This is a genomic window from Nisaea sp., assembly GCF_034670185.1.
Taxonomy (GTDB): Bacteria; Pseudomonadota; Alphaproteobacteria; order Thalassobaculales; family Thalassobaculaceae; genus Nisaea.
In genome coordinates this window covers 339,334-357,537 of sequence record NZ_JAXMNY010000004.1, presented here as the reverse complement: position 1 = coordinate 357,537, position 18,204 = coordinate 339,334, and the positions used below count along the sequence as shown (strand labels likewise).

General features: G+C 60.0%; 14 protein-coding genes and 1 tRNA gene. 10 read left to right on the top strand and 5 right to left on the bottom strand.

Features of this window, described 5'->3' with window-relative positions; all coding sequences use genetic code 11:
- The first annotated feature begins 29 nt into the window (after nt 1-29).
- Nucleotides 30-1,175 (top strand): PA0069 family radical SAM protein, encoded by a 1,146-nt coding sequence (locus VOI22_RS18020; RefSeq protein WP_323797828.1) that lies wholly within the window; start codon nt 30-32, stop codon nt 1,173-1,175.
- On the opposite strand, the gene VOI22_RS18015 is transcribed toward VOI22_RS18020, so the two are convergent.
- Entirely contained in the window at nt 1,176-1,775 is a 600-nt protein-coding gene (locus VOI22_RS18015) for a LysE family translocator (protein ID WP_323797827.1), read from the bottom strand. It lies immediately after the preceding gene.
- Between the two features lie 283 nt (nt 1,776-2,058).
- On the opposite strand from VOI22_RS18015, the gene VOI22_RS18010 reads away from it, so the two are divergent.
- Together VOI22_RS18010 and VOI22_RS18005 are read left to right on the top strand one after the other, a co-directional pair.
- Nucleotides 2,059-2,703 (top strand): ribonuclease HII, encoded by a 645-nt coding sequence (locus VOI22_RS18010; protein WP_416366262.1) that lies wholly within the window; start codon nt 2,059-2,061, stop codon nt 2,701-2,703.
- Between the two features lie 145 nt (nt 2,704-2,848).
- Nucleotides 2,849-3,937, top strand: coding sequence for a site-specific DNA-methyltransferase (locus tag VOI22_RS18005; protein WP_323797825.1), 1,089 nt, complete (start codon nt 2,849-2,851; stop codon nt 3,935-3,937).
- Here VOI22_RS18005 and VOI22_RS18000 read toward each other — a convergent pair.
- Nucleotides 3,903-5,201 (bottom strand): MFS transporter, encoded by a 1,299-nt coding sequence (locus VOI22_RS18000; RefSeq protein ID WP_323797824.1) that lies wholly within the window; start codon nt 5,199-5,201, stop codon nt 3,903-3,905. The two genes, VOI22_RS18005 and VOI22_RS18000, sit on opposite strands and share 35 nt — an antisense overlap.
- A 19-nt stretch (nt 5,202-5,220) precedes the next feature.
- A complete protein-coding gene (locus tag VOI22_RS17995; protein WP_323797823.1) occupies nt 5,221-10,080 on the bottom strand; it encodes an NAD-glutamate dehydrogenase in 4,860 nt (1,619 codons plus the stop codon).
- A 304-nt stretch (nt 10,081-10,384) separates the two neighbouring features.
- On the opposite strand from VOI22_RS17995, the gene VOI22_RS17990 reads away from it, so the two are divergent.
- The gene (locus VOI22_RS17990; RefSeq protein WP_323797822.1) at nt 10,385-13,675 is read left to right on the top strand and encodes a response regulator; all 3,291 of its coding nucleotides are present in this window, start codon (nt 10,385-10,387) and stop codon (nt 13,673-13,675) included.
- A gap of 5 nt (nt 13,676-13,680) precedes the next feature.
- Here the strand turns inward: VOI22_RS17990 and VOI22_RS17985 are convergent, their stop codons facing one another.
- Nucleotides 13,681-13,917: a YdcH family protein gene (locus VOI22_RS17985; RefSeq protein ID WP_323797821.1), complete on the bottom strand. Its 237-nt coding sequence runs from the start codon at nt 13,915-13,917 to the stop codon at nt 13,681-13,683.
- Nucleotides 13,918-14,107: 190 nt separating this feature from the next.
- On the opposite strand from VOI22_RS17985, the gene VOI22_RS17980 reads away from it, so the two are divergent.
- On the top strand, nt 14,108-15,007 hold the full coding sequence (locus VOI22_RS17980; RefSeq protein WP_323797820.1) for a DMT family transporter: 900 nt from the start codon (nt 14,108-14,110) through the stop codon (nt 15,005-15,007).
- Nucleotides 15,008-15,049: 42 nt separating this feature from the next.
- Here the strand turns inward: VOI22_RS17980 and VOI22_RS17975 are convergent.
- Nucleotides 15,050-15,124: transfer RNA gene (locus VOI22_RS17975), tRNA-Gly, on the bottom strand.
- A gap of 212 nt (nt 15,125-15,336) precedes the next feature.
- On the opposite strand from VOI22_RS17975, the gene VOI22_RS17970 reads away from it, so the two are divergent.
- From VOI22_RS17970 to VOI22_RS17950, 5 genes are all read left to right on the top strand, one after another.
- Entirely contained in the window at nt 15,337-15,876 is a 540-nt protein-coding gene (locus tag VOI22_RS17970; protein WP_323797819.1) for a prolyl-tRNA synthetase associated domain-containing protein, read from the top strand.
- Between the two features lie 90 nt (nt 15,877-15,966).
- On the top strand, nt 15,967-16,872 hold the full coding sequence (trxA, locus tag VOI22_RS17965; protein WP_323797818.1) for a thioredoxin: 906 nt from the start codon (nt 15,967-15,969) through the stop codon (nt 16,870-16,872).
- Between the two features lie 38 nt (nt 16,873-16,910).
- Nucleotides 16,911-17,567: an LON peptidase substrate-binding domain-containing protein gene (locus VOI22_RS17960; protein ID WP_028466171.1), complete on the top strand. Its 657-nt coding sequence runs from the start codon at nt 16,911-16,913 to the stop codon at nt 17,565-17,567.
- Nucleotides 17,554-17,826: a Trm112 family protein gene (locus tag VOI22_RS17955; RefSeq protein WP_323797817.1), complete on the top strand. Its 273-nt coding sequence runs from the start codon at nt 17,554-17,556 to the stop codon at nt 17,824-17,826. Before VOI22_RS17960 ends, VOI22_RS17955 begins: the two co-directional genes overlap by 14 nt.
- Nucleotides 17,823-18,197: a DUF971 domain-containing protein gene (locus VOI22_RS17950; protein ID WP_323797816.1), complete on the top strand. Its 375-nt coding sequence runs from the start codon at nt 17,823-17,825 to the stop codon at nt 18,195-18,197. The genes VOI22_RS17955 and VOI22_RS17950 overlap by 4 nt, the downstream gene beginning before the upstream one ends.
- Nucleotides 18,198-18,204: the final 7 nt, after the last annotated feature.

Here is an 18,204-nt window from a genome sequence, read left to right as displayed (position 1 = left end):
TGTTCCATTGCTGGATTTATCATCCGGCCATGGTCGATCCCGATTTTCATCTACCGGATGCACCGGACCCGGACATTATCCAGCGTTCTCCGCACAAGGGGCGTGGTGCGGTCAGCAATGTCAGCGGCCGGTTCGAGCAGGAACAGCGCCAGCGGGTCATTGGCGGCTGGCCCGGAGATAATCCGTTCCAGGGTGCTTCCGCCGATTTTCCTGACCTGGATGCCCGGCCACGGACCGAGGTCGGGATCGATGCATCCCGCACGATCATTGCCCGGAACAAATCCCCCGATATTCCGTTCGACCGCTCGATCAATCCCTATCGTGGCTGCGAGCATGGCTGCATCTACTGCTTTGCCCGGCCAACCCATGCCTATCTCGGCTATTCGCCGGGGCTCGATTTTGAAACAAAGCTGCTGGCGAAACCGGATGCCGCGACCCTGCTCGACGACGCGCTGAGAAAGCCCGGCTACAAGCCGGACGTGATGGCGCTCGGGACCAATACCGACCCCTATCAGCCGATCGAGAAAGAGCACAGGATCACCCGCGAGGTGCTGCAGGTCCTGTCCGATTTTGGCCACCCGCTTTCGATTGTCACCAAGTCGGCGCTGGTCACCCGCGATATCGACATTCTTGCGCCGATGGCGGCGCGCGGGTTGGTGTCCGTGGCGATCAGCATCACGACACTCGATCGGCACCTTGCCCGCATCATGGAGCCGAGGGCGGCAACGCCGGGACGGCGGCTGGACGTGGTGCATGCGCTTAAATCGGAAGGCATTCCGGTTCATGTCCTGGCGGCGCCGATTATTCCGGCGATCAATGACGGGGAAATTGAGGCGCTGGTGGAGGCATCGGCGGAAGCCGGTGCACGCGGCGTCGGCCATATCCTTCTGAGGCTGCCGCATGAGATCAAGGAACAGTTTCGGGAATGGCTGGAGCAGCACTTTCCGGACCGGGCGGACAGGGTCTATTCGCTGATCCGCCAGACCCGTGACGGGGACCTTTACCGGGCGGAGTGGGGCGAGCGGATGCGCGGCAGTGGGCCTTACGCTGCCCTGATTCACCGCCGCTTCGAGGTGGCGAAGAAACGCGTGGGGCTGGCTGGGTCATTCCCGTCCCTGCGCATGGACAGGTTCGTGGTCCCGCCGCGCGCAGGCGACCAGCTCAGCCTGCTTTAATCAGGCCAGAAACAGGGACGAGAGCAGCAGCAGGGCGAGCACACTATTCGCGATCCTGAGCCGGATGCCGTCCTGCAGCCAGCGCGAAAGACCGGCGCCGATCCCGGCCCAGGTGAAGCCGGAGAGAATCACGATGGCAAAGAACAGCGCGCACATCAGAGGCAGCCGGGAGGTGATGTCCGGAGAGCCGTTGGCAGCCACACCGCTGAAGGTCGTCATGGCACTGGCCGAGATCAGCCAGGCCTTGGGGTTCACCCACTGGAAGGCGGCAGCCTCGTAGAACCGCATGGGCCGCTCCGGGCGGCCGATTTTCCCGGCGGCTCCGCCAGCGATCCTCCAGGCGAGATAGATGAGGATGGCGATGGAAACGTAGCGCAGGGCTTCCAGCAGTCCCGGAACAGCGCTCAGCAGCGACCAGAGGCCGAGCGCCACGGCGGCAAGCATGGCCGGGAATCCAACGGCAACGCCGAGGATGTGGGGCACTGTGCGGGAGATTCCGAAATTGACCCCGGACGCCGTGAAGAGCGTGTTGTTCGGCCCGGGTGTCAGGCTGAGGGTGAGGGCGAAAATGACAAACCCGGCGATCCAGTCTTCGAGCATCGGCGTAACCTTGCAGCAGCGCCCGTTTTCGGGCTTTCGGCTGAATTAGGTCGTTGTCTTGCCGTGCCGCCGCAAGCAGAACCATGTCATGGATACAATATTTCGTGGTTTACTTCCTGGCGGTAGCTAGGTGTAGCGCCCGGGAGGACTATTTCGTAGGGCCGGATGCGAAACGACGGCAGACCCGGTGCTGCCCTCCCCGGAATGACCGCGTAGTGACTTGGTATCAAACGGAAATTCAGGTAGGGTCCGATCCCTGTTTTGTACCTCAGGAATGAGTTATTTGTCTGATTTCAGTCTGGAAATCGAAGCCGGTGCTGACCAGGGTGCCGTGATTGTCGGGATTGACGAGGTCGGGCGCGGGCCGCTCGCTGGGCCTGTTATGGCGGCGGCAGTGCATATCCCTTTTGCCTTGCACAATGAACCCTTTTTCAGGGACGTCACGGACTCCAAAAAGCTGAGTGCGGCCAAGCGCGAGCTGATTGCCGAGGCGCTTGTTGGTCGGATCCCGTATGGCATCGGCGTCGCCGAGGTCGAGGAGATCGACCGCATCAACATTTTGCAGGCAACTTACGTTGCGATGGGACGGGCGGCTGCTGCTCTGTCCCAGCGTCTCGATAAAACTCCGGATCTATACCTGATCGACGGCAATCGCTTGCCGCCTGTCCCTGTTCCGGCCCGTGCGGTGGTGAAGGGCGATCTTAAATCGCTCAGCATCGCGGCCGCCTCGATCATCGCCAAGGTGCATCGGGACAATGCCATGTGTGCGCTGGCGGAGGTCCATCCCGGATACGGCTGGGAGCGTAATGCCGGATACGGCACGGCCGAGCATCTGGCGGGCATCGCCGCGCACGGTGTCACGGATCATCACCGGCGGTCCTTCCGGCCGGTCCGCGAAGCACTTCTCGCCGATGGCGACACACTCTGACCTGAAGTCAGCACTCTTCTTCACACCATATCTTGTGTTTGCCTTGTAAGTATTTGACTCTATTTAGTAAAAAGAAACCGACGCCTTGACGCGATTCGCCGGATACCGGAGACTCCAGCCATCTTTCCTGGCACGGACGGACGATATGACGGCGCAAGACACGCTGCCGCTGGACCAGATTTTGGTCGGCGACTGCATTGAATTGATCAATAAACTGCCGGAGAAATCGGTGGATTTGGTGTTTGCAGATCCACCCTATAATCTCCAGCTTCAGGGCGAGCTTCTCAGACCCAACAACTCAATTGTCGATGCGGTCGACAATGACTGGGACAAGTTCGATACATTCCAGACCTATGACCAGTTCTCCCGCGACTGGCTCACGGCGGTGCGCCGCGTCCTGAAGGACGATGGCGGGCTCTGGGTCATCGGCAGCTATCACAATATCTACCGGGTCGGCTCGGTCCTGCAGGATCTCGGCTTCTGGATCCTGAACGACGTCATCTGGCGCAAGACCAACCCGATGCCGAATTTCCGCGGGCGCCGTTTCACCAACGCGCATGAGACATTGCTCTGGTGTTCGAAGAGCGAGGACAGCAAGCGGTATACGTTTAACTACGATGCCATGAAGGCCTTCAACGAAGACCAGCAGATGCGCAGCGACTGGCACCTGCCTCTTTGTACCGGAGCAGAGCGTATCAAGGTGGATGGCCGCAAGGCACACCCGACGCAGAAACCGGAAAGCCTGCTGTCGCGCGTGCTTTTGTCGACCTCCAAGCCGGGCGACGTGGTGCTCGATCCTTTCTTTGGCTCAGGCACCACCGGCGCGGTTGCAAAGAAGCTGGGGCGGCATTTTATAGGGCTTGAGCGCGAGCAGACATATGCCGAGATCGCCATGGACCGCATCGCTGCGGTCAAGCGGATCGAGGATGACAGTCTTCTGGCGGTAGAGACCAAGCGGACCGAACCGCGCGTGCCGTTCGGCAATATCGTCGAGCGCGGCATGCTCAACCCGGGCGAGGTTCTGTTCGACCAGCGCCGCCGCTGGTTCGCCAAGGTGCGTCCGGACGGCTCGCTGGTCTCGGATAGTGCCAAGGGCTCGATCCATTCCGTCGGCGCGGCGGTACAGGGGGCGCCGGCCTGCAACGGCTGGACCTTCTGGCACGTTGAGCGCGGTGGTAACCCCGTGTCGATCGACGTCTTCAGGCAGCAGGTGCGCGCGGAGATGCGGGCCTGACCAACGCAAGCAGGGCAAGGCCGACGATCCAGAAGCCGAGAATTGTCGCCATGCCCGCGCGCTGACTGTCGAAGGTGAGTGTGGCCCAGCCGAGCAGGGCTGGTCCTAGGAAGCTCGTGGCTTTTCCAGACAACGCATAGAGACCGAAGACCTGCGTGCGTTTCTCTGCCGGGGCCATGCGGGTCAGCAGGGTCCGGCTCGCCGACTGGGACGGGCCGACGAAGATGCCGAGGGCCAGGGCGAATACCCAGAACCAGGCGACGTCCTCGACAAGCAACACGGCAAACCCGAAACTGATCAGGCCGACCAGCGAAATAGCGATGGTCGGCTTGGCGCCTATCCGGTCATCGACCCAGGCAAAGCCGAAAGCGCCGATTCCGGCCGTGACGTTGAGGGCAATGCCGAACTGGATGATTTCAGCAAAGCTCATCCCGAAGGTGCCGGCGGCATAAAGGCCGCCAAACTGGAACAGGGTGGCGAGGCCGTCGGCATAGAGCATGCGGGCAATCAGGAAGACCCAGAGATCACGATCTTCCCGGAGTGATCGGATGGTCTGCCAGAGGCTTTTCAGCCCCGCACGCGCGGCGGCGGGAACGGACAGAGCTTGCCGCTCATCGTCCGGCACGTATTTCAGCAGCGGAATGGAAAAGATCACGAACCAGGCGGCCGCCAGCAGGGCGGTTGCCCGGACATGCTCCGCCTCTGCCTTGTCCAGCCCGAAGGGCGGTGTCTCGGCCTGAACGAACCCCAGAAGGGCGATCAGCAGGCAGACGATAGCGCCGAGATAGCCGAGCGCCCAACCCCAGCCGCCGACCCGGCCGAGCCGCTCTGGCGATGCGACGCGGGCCAGCATGGCGTTGTAGAAAATATTGGCGAACTCGGTGCCGATCAGCACCAGCCCCACGGCGATCAGGGCAAGCATCGTATCCGCCGGGTCCGGATGGACGAACCAGAGTGCCCCGGCGGCCAGGATGCCAATTGCGGAAAAGCCGGCCAGCCATGGTTTTTTCGGCCCGGTCTGGTCCGCAATGGCCCCCAGTATCGGTGCCAGCACGGCGACGGTCAGACCCGCGATAGTCAGGGCCTGGCTCCAGAGCACGGTGCCCGCGACCTCATCTCCGACCACACCGCGTGCAAAATAGGCTGAAAAGACGAAGGTGATGATCACCGTCGGCAGAGGGGAATTCGCCCAATCGAACAGGCACCAGGAGAGTGCTGCGCGCCGACCCGGATATCCGGGGCCGGAGGGTTGACCGGATTCCACGAAGACCGATCCGCCGAGGTTAGTGTGCGAGCAACGAGCGGAACTGGCCGTTCGCTACAGCCAGCATGGATAGATCGACGCCGTCGGCAGCCCGCAAGTCAGCCAGCAGCCGATCCATCCGGGCTGACGCATCGCCGCGTGTATCCGACCATTTTTCGATGAGAGCCTCGGCCGACGCCTTCTTGCTCTTTCCATTGCTGCGTTCCGCCAGGACGTTCTGGGCAAGCTGGAACTGGTGACTATAGAAATCGTCGACGATGGCGGCCACGGCCATCTTCTGCCAGTGCGACTCTGCAACCACGTGATCGGCACGCTCCCGCAGCCAGTCGAGCGAGAATTCATGCCCGACCGCGAAATAGACTTCCGCCACCTGCAGCACGCTTTCCCCGGTCTGGCCGGACAGCCGGACGATGTCGCAGCCGGAAATCAGGATATCGGCACTGGCAACGCCACGGGCCAGTTCCTTCGGCACCCCGGCGGCCTCGTGCTCCGCCGCTTTCTTCTGGACAGCTTCGCGATGGGAGTCGGTCAATACCGTGTCGAGCTCCGCCGTCAGTTCGGCGACGCCGTCGAGATAAGTTCCTGTCAGAGCCTGGAGATCAAGCGGCCGGCGCTCGCTTCGCAGGAACCAGACCGCAGCCCGTTCCACCAGGCGTTTGATATCCTGCAGCATCTCGGTTTGCACGACTGCGGGAACCTTGTTGTCGAGATCCTCGACCGCAGACCAGAGGCGGCGGATGCCGAACACGTCCCGGGCGACGGTGTAGGCCCGGGCAATATCTGGTGATGCATCGCCGGTCTGCTCGCGTACCGCGTTGACGAAAGTGGCGCCGACCCGGTTGATCATGCTGTTGGCGACATATGTCGCGATAATCTCGCGCTTCAGCCGGTGGCTGCGGATCGTGTCGTTCATCTTGCCGTGCAGGCGGGCCGGGAAATACCGGATCAGATCCTCTGCCAGCATCGGGTCGTCCGGAAGATCGGAGGGCAGGATCTCGTCGTATAGCTCCATCTTCGCATAGGCCAACAGGACAGCGAGTTCCGGTCTGGTCAGGCCCTGTCCGTCCGCCATGCGTTCCGACAGCGTTTCGTCGTCGGGCAGGAATTCGACCGCCCGGTTCAGCTTCAGGTGACTGCGCTCCAGCTCCCGGATCAGCCGGGTTTCGGCGTCGAGTAGAGCGGTACCTTCTGTGACCGCCATGGTCAGGGCCTGGCTCTGATCGTAATTATCCTTGAGCACCAGGGTCGCGACCTCGTCGGTCATTTCCTCAAGCAGCTTGTCCCGCTGCTTTCGGGTCATATCGCCATCCGTGACGACTGCGCCGAGCAGGATCTTGATATTAACCTCGTGATCCGAGCAGTCGACACCGGCAGAATTGTCGATGGCGTCGGTGTTGATCCGCCCGCCGCCCAGCGCATATTCGATGCGCGCACGCTGCGTGACACCGAGATTTGCGCCTTCGCCGACGACTTTCGCGCCAATCTCCTTGGCGTCGATGCGCAGCGAGTCGTTTGCCCGGTCGCCGGCGTCGGCGTTGGTTTCCCTGCTCTCCTTGATGTAGGTGCCGATCCCGCCAAACCAGAGCAGGTCGACCTGGGCCATCAGCATCGCCCGGATCAGGTCGTTCGGCGTCACCTTGTCCGCCTTGATACCGAGCACGGACTTCATCTCCGGCGTGGTCTCGATCGATTTCAGCGATCGCGGATAGATCCCGCCTCCCTTGGAAATCAGCTTGGTGTCGTAATCGGTCCAGCTGCTGCGCGGCATATCGAACAGCCGCTGGCGCTCGGTCCAGGTCTTCGCTGCGTCCGGGGTGGGATCGAAGAAGATATGCATGTGGTTGAAGGCGCCGATCAGCTTGATGTGCTTCGACAGCAGCATGCCGTTGCCGAAGACGTCACCACTCATGTCGCCGACACCGATCACGGAAAAGTCCGTGGTCTGGATGTTGATGCCGATTTCCCGGAAATGGCGCTTCACCGATTCCCACGCGCCGCGCGCCGTGATGGCCATTTTCTTGTGATCGTATCCGGCGGAACCGCCCGATGCGAAAGCGTCATCGAGCCAAAAGCCATATTCCTGCGAGACGCCGTTGGCGATGTCGGAGAAGGTGGCGGTGCCCTTGTCGGCGGCGACCACGAGATAAGGATCGTTTTCGTCATGCCGGACGACATGTTCCGGCGGAATGATATCGGTGCCGGAGATATTGTCGGTGATATCAAGCATGCCGCGCATCATCGTCTTGTAGCACTCGATCGCCTCGGCCTGCATGGCCTCGCGGGTGCCGTCCGCCGGTGGGCGCTTGACCACGAATCCGCCCTTTGAGCCGACGGGAACGATGACGGCATTCTTCACCTGTTGTGCCTTCATCAAGCCGAGAATCTCGGTCCGGAAATCCTCCCTGCGGTCCGACCAGCGAATACCGCCGCGGGCCACCCGGCCGCCGCGCAGATGCACGGCCTCGGTGCGGGGCGAGAACACCCAGATTTCGACTAGAGGACGCGGTAGCGGCAGATCCTCGATGGCCTGGCTGTCCAGCTTGAACGAAATGTAGGGCTTCGGGTTCCCGTCTGCGCCAGGCTGGTAATAGTTGGTCCGCATCGTTGACAGGATCAGGTTGAGATAGCGCTGGATTATCCGGTCCTGATCGAGATTGGCGACATTGTCGAGTGCCGCCTCGATCTCGGCCAGGATCTCGCTCGTTGTAGTGGCACGTTTGGCTTCTTCCACTGCCGGATTGAACCGGACGTCGAACAGACGGGCCAGCAGCTTTGCAATGGACGCGTTTTCCGCCAGCGTCTCTTCCATATAGGTTTGGGAGAACGTGAAAGCTGCCTGACGCAGATATTTCGCGTAGGCCCGCAACATGGCGACCTCGCGCCATGTCAGGCCGGCCTGCAGAATGAGGATGTTGAACCCGTCATTCTCCATCTTGCCGGTCCAGACGGCTTCGAAGGCGTCATGGAACGGTTGGCGCATGGCCTCGATATCGACGCTTTGCCCGCTGCGGAGCTGCATCTCGAAATCGTGGATCCAGACAGCGTTGGAGAGGTCCTTGGAGACGACTTCATAAGGATGCTCGCTCAGGACGCGGACACCCATATTTTCGATCATCGGCATGACGTCGGAGAGCGGCACCGGCGTGTCGATGTGGAAAAACTTGAGGTAGAGCTGGGTCTCTTCAGATCCGATGGGGCGGAAGAGATTCATGGCGAGACTTCCGTCCGCCATGGTTTCCTCGATCCGCTCAATGTCGAAAATCGCGCCTTGGGCGGAATATGTTTCACGGTAAGAAGAGGGAAAGGCGTCCTGGTATCGACGGTGCAGCGCGTTGCCCTGCTCCTCGCCCTTTGCTTCGATCAGGGCCTGATGGAGCTTGTCGGACCAGGACCGGGCGGCATCCGCAAGGCGACGCTCAAGTTCCTCGACGTCGACTTCGGGAACCGCCCCCCGTTCCGTTGCGATAATGAATTGAAGGCGCGCGAGGACGGATTCGGACATCTGTGTATAGAAAGCCGCAACATGGCCCTTGAAGGCCTGCGCGAGAATGTCTGCGAACCGTTCCCTGATCTGGGTCGTGTAATGATCGCGTGGGACAAATAATATTACAGAAACGAATCGTTCGAACGGATCGGAACGCACGAAGAGCGCGGTTTTCTGCCGCTCCTGCAAGTGCAGAACCCCGATTGACGTGGTCAGCAAGGCATCCTCGCTGGCCTGAAACAGCTCATCGCGCGGATAGGTCTCAAGGATGTTGATCAGAGCCTTGCCGTCATGACTCTCCTGCGCGAAACCTCCTCGGGAGACGATCCGCTGCACCTTTTGCCGCAGCATCGGAATTTCGCCGGGACTCTGATTGTAGGCGACAGACGTGAAGAGACCGATGAACCGGTGCTCGCCGGTGACCTTGCCCGTCTTGTCGATCTTCTTGACGATGATCGTGTCCATATAGACAGGGCGATGGACCCGGGCCTTCCGGTTCGCCTTCATGATCAGCAGCAGGTCTGGGCTGGTCAGGAAACGTCTTACATCCTCGGGAAGTTTGCCGAAATCCCGTAAGCCACCGAATACGCTGGTCTCCGGTTTACGCAGGATGCCGAGGCCGGAGCCGGTGACAACCTCCATATGCGCGCTCTTGCCGCTGCCGACATAGTCCAGCTCGCGATACCCGAGGAAGGTAAAGTGATTGTCTTCAATCCAGCGCAGGAAATCGATGACCTCGCTTACTTCCTCACGATTGTGCGGGGTCTCGCGCACACCGATCTCGGTGACGACGTCGAGTACCTTCTCCCGCATCGTCCGCCAGTCCTCGACGGAAGCCCTCACATCATCAAGCACAGAGTGTAGCTCGGCCTCGATATTGGACAGGACCTCTGCCGAGCTCTGCTCGGAGATGCGCAGCTGCATGAAGGATTCCCGGATCATGCAGTCGCTGACATTGTCACGATCCAGAAGGTTTTGAACCTTGCTGGCGGATGACCGTTCGATTTTCAGGATCGGGTGAATGACAAGATGAACGGTGAGATCCAGCGACATCAACGCAGTGGTGACCGAGTCCACCAGGAACGGCATATCGTCATTGACGATTTCGATCACTGTGTGAGGTGATTGCCATCCGGTGGATTCGAACTTTGGATTGTAGGCCCGGATCTTGGCGGTGCCTGGCGTACGCACCTTGCCGAAAGCCCAGATCGACAACGCACTGCCGAACAGGTCTTCCGGTTCTTCGGATAAAATGTCCTGAGGCGCGACATTTTCGTAGAACTGCCTGATGAAGCTTTTGGCCTCGGCCTGCTTGTCTTTGGCGATCCGCTCTTCTGCGAGTGCGATCACGCCGTCGACAAGTTCTTGCTTCAAGGTGTGCAACTTATCGCGCATGCGATTTCCTCCCGCCACCGAACGCTTGAGCCCGCCCGTAAACAGGCTAACCCAATTGAATCGGGTGCTGAAGCGTCAAATTATTGAAATTTCGGCAAATAACGGAGTTCTGCACCCGACGCGGCTTGGCCGAATGAAGAATGCTGTCTGATTGTCGCGAGCCGGGGTGCAGCGCAACGGACTTGTGATCTGATTAAGACCCCGCCGTAGGCTCTTAAGAGAATCGTAACGGCACTCGGCCATGTTTCACAGGATATGGTGTTTGGTATAGGGGCCGCAGGCGGCCCTGGGTCAGGAAGAGCGTATGCGAGGTCGATTTATTTCAATGGCCCCGGCCGTCATGGCGATTGTCGCGGCGATTGGGGTTGGGTTTCTTCTCGTGGAAGAAGCTCGGGAAAAATATTTCGCCGAAACGCGGAGCCATGTTTCTGACGAACTCAATCTGCTCCGGACTCGCCTTGAAGGTGAGATCGGTGCGAATCTGAGACTTGTAGGCGGTCTCGCCGCTGTTATCTCCACGGACCCCGATCTGTCTCAGAAGCGGTTCAACAGTATCGCCGAGCGCCTGTTCACAAATCGGCTGCAACTCCGGAATATCGGCGCCGCGCCGGATCTCGTGCTGCGGTATATTTATCCTCTCGAAGGTAATGAAGCCGCGATCGGGCTCGATTATCGAAAGAACGAGAAACAGCGCGCTGCTGCACTTACCGCCCGCGATAATGGAGACCTGGTACTCGCCGGGCCGCTGACACTTATGCAGGGCGGCATCGGGATTATCGGGCGATACCCGGTCTTTGCCAAAGAAGAGGACGGCACCGAGTTTTTCTGGGGTCTGGTCTCGGCCGTGATCGACGCAGAAAAACTTTTCGCCGCCGCCGGGGTGGACCCGGACTCATTGGGCTTTGAATTCGCGATCCGTGGCCGTGACGGGGCTGGACTGAGCGGCGATGTGTTCCTCGGCAGCGAAGCAGTCTTCGAAGACATGCCTGTCCTGCAACAAGTTAATTTGCCAGTCGGCAGCTGGTATCTGGCGGGGCGCCCGATAGGCGGCTGGATTGTTCCGGAATCGATCTACTGGAAGGTCTGGATTCCAGTTGGCCTGATCGGAACGGCGATTGTGATTCCGCTCTTCGGGATCGGACTTTTTCAGGAGCGCCGTCGCCGGGATCTTGAAACTCTCGCGGCGCAGGAAAAGGGCCTGGTCGAGGCCAAGGTGAAGGCAACCGAAGCTGAAGGGCAGTTGCGTATCGCGCTCGACGCTATGAACGGCGCTTTCGTACTCTACAACCGCGACATGCGGATGGTTATTTGTAACGAACGCTTCAGGGAGCTCTATCCCAGCGTTGGAAGGGTCATGATCCCGGGGGCTCTTTACGAGGACATCATCCGCGTTGCGGCTAATGCTGGAGACATAAGCGAAGCCGTCGGGCGGGAGGACGAATGGGTTGCCACACGCATGCGGCAGTTCAGAGAGCCTGGGCCGGCATTCGAGCAGGCTCTGCCGGACGGGCGCTGGATCCGGATCCAGGACGCCCGAACGCCGGATGGAGGGTTTCTATCCTTCAGGGTCGATATCACCGAGCTGAAACAGCGCCAGGCAGAAGCCGAGGCCGCCAACCAGGCAAAATCCGGCTTTCTGGCCAATATGAGCCATGAAATCCGCACACCGCTCAACGGTATCATCGGTCTCAGCCGGTTGCTGCAGCGGACCCGGCTTGACGAAAACCAGTCAGACTTCGTCGGAAAGATCGTTTCCTCTTCGCAGATCCTGATGGGAATCATCAACGATGTGCTCGATTTCTCGAAGATCGAAGCTGGCCAACTTGAGATCGAGGCGACTGATTTCGATCTGAAAGAGTTAATCGAGCAGGTCGGCGGTCTTGCGAAAGACCGGGCAGACGAGAAAGGCCTTTCCTTCGAGATCGCGATTGACCCGGATATGCCGGTCGATCTGTTTGGCGATCCGCTGCGGGTCGGCCAAATCCTGACAAACCTGTGCAGCAACGCCGTCAAATTCACGAAGGCGGGGTTGGTCAAACTCACTGTTTATCCGCACGAGATAGGTGAGGGTCGCGTTGACCTGCATTTCGAGGTCGAGGATTCCGGCATCGGCATGACTGCCGAGCAACTGGAAAAGATCTTCAAGCCTTTCACCCAGGCCGATATCTCGACCACCCGCCAGTTCGGCGGGACCGGTCTCGGACTTTCTATTTGCCTGGATCTGGCCACCCGGATGGGCGGCCGGATCTGGGCTGAAAGCACACCGGGCAAAGGCAGTATGTTCCACGTGGTCTTGCCGTTCGATGTCTCGATGCTTTCGCAGCGTGTAGGCGGGCTGGATGCCGAACGTTTTGAAGCCTGGCGCATTCTTGTCGTGGATGACAATCCGACAGCCCGACTGGTTATGTCCGGTATGCTCCGGCCTCTGGCGCTGGAGGTTGCGGAAGCGGGTTCTGCTGCCGAGGCGATCGCGGCGGTTGCCGCGGCCCGCAGCGCAGGGGCGCCGTTCAATGTCATCTTCATGGACTGGATGATGCCCGATGGGGATGGTGTCCAGGCTACGAGAGATATCCTGGCGACCGTCGATGATGATGACGCGCCCAGAATTGTACTGGTCACTGGAGCGAATACCGAAACTCTAGGTGAGGATGCGCGGGAGGCCGGCGCTAGCGCCGTTCTCACGAAGCCGCTTTCACACCACCGTATGGTGCAGCTTCTGACTGCATTCTGGAAAAACCAGGAGCCATCGGATGTGGATCGTGAACTTGCCGATGCAGCGACCGTGCACCTTCGGGGGATGCGAATCCTCGTTGCCGAGGATAACCAGATCAACCAGCAGGTTGTCGAAGCCGTGTTGCGCGGAATAGGCGCCGAAGTCGAACTTGTCTGGAACGGTGAAGCCGCAGTGCAGGCGGTGACGGGGTCAGACCCCGACCGCTTCGATGCAGTGCTGATGGATATCCAGATGCCCGTGATGGATGGCATTGAGGCAACCCGGCAGATCCGCAGTGATGGTCGGTTTGTGGACCTGCCGATTATCGCTGCGACGGCACACGCGATGACATCCGAGGTCGAGAGATGTCTGGCCGCGGGTATGAACGGCCACGTCGCCAAGCCGATCTCGGAAGAAAAACTCTATGAGGCTCTATCTGCCGCCAGAGTAGAGAGGGCTGCCATAGCGCTATCGTCGGCCACGAAGCCGCAGCCCGAAGAGCCCACGCGCGTATTCGCGCCTTTCGACAAGATGGTGCAGTTGCTTGGCGCGCCGGATATCGCGGCGAAGCTGTTCAACGAGTTCTGCCGGCAGAACACAGGATCGGCCGAGATGCTGCGGACTCACCTTTCAGCAGGCGACAATATCGCGGCAGAGAGGCTGGCGCATCAGGTGAAGGGGGTCGCCGGAAACCTTGGTCTCTCAGCTCTCAGTGCGGCCGCCGGCGACCTGGAGAAATCTCTGCGTGAGGATGGCGGCTCCGGGCCGTCAATCGCCGCTGCTCAAGAGACGTTCGAGCAAGAAGCCGGGACCGCCCTCGGCGAGATCCGGGCCCATCTGCAGGCGCTGGATCTGCTCGAGAGCGATCTCATCGATAGCTGAAAAACTCAAGCGGTCAGGAAACCCGCAATCTCATCCTTGAGGGCCAGCCGCTTCTTCTTCATCTCCTCGGCATAGGCATCGGATGTGGTCTCGATTTCCGCTTCGATCCGGTGAATTTCGCGGTTCACTTCATGATATGCGTCCGCGATTTTGGCAAAATGGGCGTTGTTGAGCTTCAGCTCATGGATCTTCTCGGCCGCATCCGGAAATTCATCCGCGAGCTCGTGGGGGACGTGGGACATTTTTTGCCTCCTGGCAGTCAGTATTGATCGCAAGATCGCCTGAGGTCACAGGAACACAGGATGTTTTCCATATCTTTGATCCAGATCATGAAACCGAACCGTGATGGATGAAATTCGGCTTGCTGGTCAGGACGTCCCGGGCGGGATAGTCTCCGGATCCCCTTCGCCCTCAGGCTCCTTTGATATGTTCATGTTCGCCGCCTTCACAAGATTGCCGGTACCGGTCAAGGCGACGCTGCTGATGAGCACCGCGATGGTTTTCTTCACCTCGATGGGAATTTTCATCCGGCTTGCGTCGGAGAATCTGCACGTTCTCGAGGTCGTGTTCTTTCGCAATTTTCTCGCCGTTGTGCTGATGGCTCCCTGGATCATGGGGTACGGCTTTTCCGCGCTGAAAACGGACAAATACAGTCTTTACAGTTTGCGTGCGGTCATCAATCTGGTGGCTATGGCGGCGGGGTTTGCCGCGATCACCATGATCCCGCTTGCCGAGGCGACGGCGCTCGGATTCACGGCGCCATTGTTTGCCACCATCGGCGCCGTTCTGGTGCTTGGCGAGGTGATCAGGGCCCGCCGCGTCGCCGCCCTTGCCGCCGGTTTTGTCGGCATGCTGCTGGTGTTGCGGCCCGGTATGGAGGCGATGTCGATCGGTGCGCTGCTTGCGCTTGGCAACGCATTCGGGATCGCGATCACGGCGCTGGTCGTGAAGAAGCTGACGGCAACGGAACGGCCGGAAGCGATCGTGCTCTGGATGGTGTTGCTGCAGAGCCCGCTTTCACTGGTCCCGGCATTGTTCGTCTGGACCTGGCCCGATCCGATGACCTGGCTCTGGCTGTTCTGTCTGGCGGGTGCCGGGACAGCCGGTCACGTTTGCTGGACCCGGGCCTGCGGTCTGGCCGAAATCACCCAGCTGCAGCCGCTCGAATTCATCAAGCTGCCGCTTATTGCGGTGGTGGGATATCTGCTGTTTGGCGAAGAGCCGACCGTTTGGGTCTGGCTCGGCGGTGCAGTGATTTTCTGTTCGACTGCGTATATCAGTCACCGCGAAGCGCTTCTGGCCAGGAGGAGCGCGCGCAAAAAAGGCGGCTGACGCCGCCTTTTTGTTTCTCGACCCTCCATATTTAGGAGGAATTGGAGCGGGCGATGAGATTCGAACTCACGACCCTAACCTTGGCAAGGTTATGCTCTACCCCTGAGCTACGCCCGCATCCATCGGCATTCAGTGATGCCGTCGAGAGGCCGCGATAATACAAACTGTTCTTCGCATTGCAAGCCTCGAAATGATTTTTTTTCCAGGCGCCCCGTCAAACCGTCAAAACACTAGGAAAGCCTTGGAAAATACCCACTTTCCAGCTATCCCAGAACCCGGAATTTGCCGTGGCGCGGTACCGATCGCGCAATAAGAGGAAGCAGAGCGTTATGTCCGAGAGTGAATCAGTCTCCGCCAATGGGCAATCTGGCCCAAGGACACCGGAAGAACTGCTCGCCCATCTTGACGGGTTGGAGCTCGGCTACGAATTGCATCGTCATCCGCCTCTGTTCACCGTGGAAGACAGCAAGGCGCTGCGTGGAGAGCTTTCGGGCGGCCATTGCAAGAACCTGTTTCTGCGAGACCGGAAAGGGAAGATGTGGCTTGTCGTGACGCTGGAGGATCGGCCAGTCGATCTGAAGCAGCTCGGGGCCACTCTTGGCGGCGCTCGTCTGTCCTTCGGCAGCCCTGACCGGTTGATGACGCATCTCGGTGTGATCCCGGGGGCCGTTTCACCCTATGCCCTGTTCAATGACGTGGGGCGGGATGTCACGGTGGTGCTCGACAAGGAAATGCTGACGTTTGACCCGCTCAATTACCACCCGCTCTCCAATGAAATGACAATCGCGGTCTCACCCGACTCGCTTGTGGCATTCCTCAGGAATCTTGGATACGAGCCCGAAATTCTCGACCTCGCGGCTCTGGCCTGAGCGACGTCCCGGCTGTTGTGAACGGTCGGGGACTTGCCAAGCGACGGCCGCGGCCAATCTTTACCGGATATGAAAGAACGGACGACAGGTATGGAAACCCTTATTAACGCCGCTCCGGACTCCGCCGATCTGATCAAGGACTCCGATACGCAATCCTTCATGGCCGATGTTGTCGAAGCGTCCAAGGACGTTCCGGTCATCGTCGACTTCTGGGCGCCATGGTGCGGCCCCTGCAAGCAGCTCGGCCCGATGCTGGAAAAGGTAGTGCGCGACGCCGGCGGCGCCGTGCGCATGGTGAAGGTCAATATCGACGAGAACCAGGCCATCGCACAGCAGATGCGTGTCCAGTCGATCCCGGCAGTATTCGCTTTCCATAACGGGCAGCCGGTAGACGGTTTTCAGGGCGCTTTGCCGGAAAGCCAGATCCGAGAATTCGTCAAGCGGCTGACCGGTGGCGCCGCGGGCGAGTCCCCTCTCGATGAAGCGCTGGATGCCGCGGACAAGATGCTCGAGGCGGGTGACGCGCAGGGCGCCGGTGGGATCTACAGCCAGGTGATTGAGCACGATCCGGAAAATTTGCGCGGCATCGCCGGCCTGATCCGCGCTCTGGTCGCTGTTGGCCAGGTTGAGCAGGCGCAGCAGATGATTGCGGATTTGCCGGACGAGATCAAAAAGGCGCCGGAAGTGCATGCTGCGATCGCGTCGCTTGAACTCGTGACCGAAAGCCAGGATGCCGGCGAGGAGGCCGCACTTCTTGCCGCCATCGAAGCCGATCCGGACAACCACCAGGCCCGCTACGACCTGGCCATGGCGCGCTTTGCGTCGAACAACCGCGAAGGCGCGGTCGAGGCGTTGATCGAAAGCATCCGCCGCGATCGAGAATGGGAAGAGCAGAAAGCCCGCATGCAACTGGTGAAGTTCTTCGAGGCATTCGGTCACACGGACCCGGTAACCATTCAGGGTCGACGCCGTCTCTCAGCAGTTCTGTTTTCCTGAGTTAACAGAGATCTATCGGAACGGAGGCACCGGAATCCATGACACGCAATCCCTTTGCTCCCGGCCTAGAGGACATGCCTGCCTGCATTCCGGTCTTCCCGCTGCCCGGGGTTCTGTTGCTGCCCGGCGGCAAGCTCCCGCTCAATATTTTCGAGCCGCGTTATCTGGCGATGACACAGGATGCGCTCGGCACCGACCGGCTGATCGGCATGATCCAGCCGCAGGAAGAAGAGGGTGATGCCAGCCTCCACCGTACCGGGTGCGTGGGCCGCATCACGTCCTTCTCGGAAACCGAGGATGGTCGTTTCATGATCACCTTGACCGGAATAGCCCGCTTCCATGTGGAGCAGGAACTGGAATGCCGCTCCGGTTATCGCCGGGTGGTGGCTGACTGGTGCAGTTTCGCGGATGATTTTGAAGCCCAGGACGATCTGTCCCTGGACCGGGATCGTTTGATGCGCGGCCTGAAAGACTATTTCGCGCTGCACGGCATGCGGGCCGATTGGGACTCCATCGAAAATGCGGAAGACCGGCAGCTCCTGACCACGCTGGCGATGGTCTGCCCGTTCGGTTCCCTCGAGAAGCAGGCCCTGCTTGAGGCGCCGACATTGCAGGAGCGTGGCGAGACGATGCTCACACTGCTAGAGATGTCGCTTCACGATGATCTCAAGGATAATCGCCATGCACGGCACTGAGAAACCCGCGGCCGGCAGCGCGGAGCGGGAAGTCGATCCGAAGTTGCTGGAAATTCTGGTCTGCCCGCTGACAAAGGCGCCGCTGGTCTATGACCGGGCCCGCTCCGAGTTGGTGAGTGAACAGGCCGGGCTGGCTTTTCCGATCCGTGACGGTGTGCCGATCATGCTGCCCGACGAGGCGCGGCACCTGAATGATGACAGAGATCCCGTTGCCGAAGGCAAGGCCGCTCTGTCCGCGCGTCAGGATGAAAAATCATGAGCGAGTCCTTCGCGAGCGAGATCTGGCCGACGGAAATCCGTGTTCAATCGGCGGACAAGTCCCTGGAGATCGATTTCAGCACCGGGGAAAGCTTCTCCATTCCGGCCGAACTTCTGAGGGTCGAGAGCCCGTCGGCGGAAGTTCAGGGCCATGTACCGTCCCAGAAGAAACTGGTGGCAGGGCGCGCGCATGTGAACATCATGGGCATGGAAGCGGTCGGCAATTACGCGGTGAAGATCAAATTCGACGATCTGCACGATACCGGCATTTTCACATGGCGTTATCTGCACAAGCTCGGCTCCGAGAAAGAGCAGATCTGGGAACGCTACCTCGCCGAGCTTGAAGCCGCCGGTCTCAGCCGGGAGCCTTGAGAGCCCG

Coding starts and splice junctions, on each gene's coding strand:
- VOI22_RS17960 (WP_028466171.1), top strand. CDS start 16,911: ATGACACGCAATCCCTTTGCTCCCGGCCTAGAGGACATGCCTGCCTGC.
- VOI22_RS18005 (WP_323797825.1), top strand. CDS start 2,849: ATGACGGCGCAAGACACGCTGCCGCTGGACCAGATTTTGGTCGGCGAC.
- VOI22_RS17950 (WP_323797816.1), top strand. CDS start 17,823: ATGAGCGAGTCCTTCGCGAGCGAGATCTGGCCGACGGAAATCCGTGTT.
- VOI22_RS17980 (WP_323797820.1), top strand. CDS start 14,108: ATGTTCGCCGCCTTCACAAGATTGCCGGTACCGGTCAAGGCGACGCTG.
- VOI22_RS17970 (WP_323797819.1), top strand. CDS start 15,337: ATGTCCGAGAGTGAATCAGTCTCCGCCAATGGGCAATCTGGCCCAAGG.
- VOI22_RS17955 (WP_323797817.1), top strand. CDS start 17,554: ATGCACGGCACTGAGAAACCCGCGGCCGGCAGCGCGGAGCGGGAAGTC.
- VOI22_RS17985 (WP_323797821.1), bottom strand. CDS start 13,917: ATGTCCCACGTCCCCCACGAGCTCGCGGATGAATTTCCGGATGCGGCC.
- VOI22_RS18020 (WP_323797828.1), top strand. CDS start 30: ATGGTCGATCCCGATTTTCATCTACCGGATGCACCGGACCCGGACATT.
- trxA (WP_323797818.1), top strand. CDS start 15,967: ATGGAAACCCTTATTAACGCCGCTCCGGACTCCGCCGATCTGATCAAG.
- VOI22_RS17990 (WP_323797822.1), top strand. CDS start 10,385: ATGCGAGGTCGATTTATTTCAATGGCCCCGGCCGTCATGGCGATTGTC.
- VOI22_RS18015 (WP_323797827.1), bottom strand. CDS start 1,775: ATGCTCGAAGACTGGATCGCCGGGTTTGTCATTTTCGCCCTCACCCTC.
- VOI22_RS17995 (WP_323797823.1), bottom strand. CDS start 10,080: ATGCGCGATAAGTTGCACACCTTGAAGCAAGAACTTGTCGACGGCGTG.